This window comes from Methylobacterium endophyticum, assembly GCF_050591105.1.
GTDB lineage: Bacteria > Pseudomonadota > Alphaproteobacteria > Rhizobiales > Beijerinckiaceae > Methylobacterium.
In genome coordinates, this window is the sequence record NZ_JBNHES010000049.1 from 1 (window position 1) to 1,049 (window position 1,049).

At 77.6% G+C, this 1,049-nt stretch carries 2 protein-coding genes; both read right to left on the reverse strand.

Features of this window, described 5'->3' with window-relative positions; all coding sequences use genetic code 11:
• Nucleotides 1-69: 69 nt before the first annotated feature.
• Complete coding sequence (locus ACP56T_RS21855; RefSeq protein WP_063110945.1) at nt 70-393, reverse strand: hypothetical protein; 324 nt, start codon at nt 391-393, stop codon at nt 70-72.
• Between the two features lie 179 nt (nt 394-572).
• On the reverse strand, nt 573-1,049 hold a 477-nt coding region (locus ACP56T_RS21860), incomplete at its 5' end, for a hypothetical protein (protein WP_238232210.1).

The following is a 1,049-nucleotide window of genomic DNA, read 5'->3' on the forward strand; positions in this document are numbered from 1 at the left end:
AGGTCATCCGTGAGTTCCCTTTGTGGGTTAGTCCGGGGGCGGGCGGGGTTTGGTTACAGGCGGGTCCCATCACCGCCCTCCCGTGTCGCGCTTGCCGCCCATGCCGGGCATGTTCATGCCGGGCATCCGGGAGTGGTCCATGCCCTCCATGCCGCCCGAGCCGGACTTCGGCGTCACGGCGCGGTTGAGCTCGCGCCAGTCCTTGGGATCGACCACGTCGTAGCGCGCCACGCCCGCGGTGACCGCGGAGTAGCGCGGCGCGCGCACGGCGACGGCGGGATCGGCCGGGGCGACGAGCCAGTGCGGCGCGGCGGTGGGCACGCAGGCCGCCAGCGGCAAGGCCGTGAGCGCCAAGGCCGTGAGCGCCACGGCCGGCCTGAGGGAGGTGAGCATCGCTGTGATCCCGAACGGGGGCTGGCGGCCGCGCTCGGGGGCGCGGACCGGCGGACAGGGAGTGGGGCGCGGGCGCGGCTGCGCCGGCCATGCCGGGCGCGGCCCGCGCAGGCAGGATCCTGGTCAGGGCGCGGCCGGGAGCGGCGTGCGGGCGCGGGCGGGCGCTCGGCCCGCCGCGGTCAGGCGCGCTGCCGGGGCGGCCGCTCGATGCGCAGGGGACGCGGCTGGGCGACGCCGTCCTCCTGGGCCAGGCCGATGGGCTCGGAGGGGCGCAGGGTCAGCGCCTCGCCCGACCAGGGTGCGTCCGGCACGGCCGCCTGGCAGGCCAGGGGGCAGCAGGTGGCCGCGCAGCTGACCGGGCGCTTGTGGTGGCCGTGGCCGCCCGGGTGGTGCTGGCCGGCCGAGGCATGCCGCTGGCAGTCGGGGCCGTCCGCGCCGTCCGCCTGGAGGGCCGCTCCCGCGGGCGCGTCGGCGGAGGCGGCTCCGTGTCGGTGGTGGGTGTGCGGGTCGGCGGGGGCCGCGGCCTGGTCGACGGCGGCGTGATCGGCTGCGGCGTGGCGCTTCATCGTGCACGGCGCCGCCGGGGCGATGGCCACAGCCATCGCCAGCACGGCGAGCAACACTGCGCGAAGAACTGCCAAGGACCCAGAGACCCT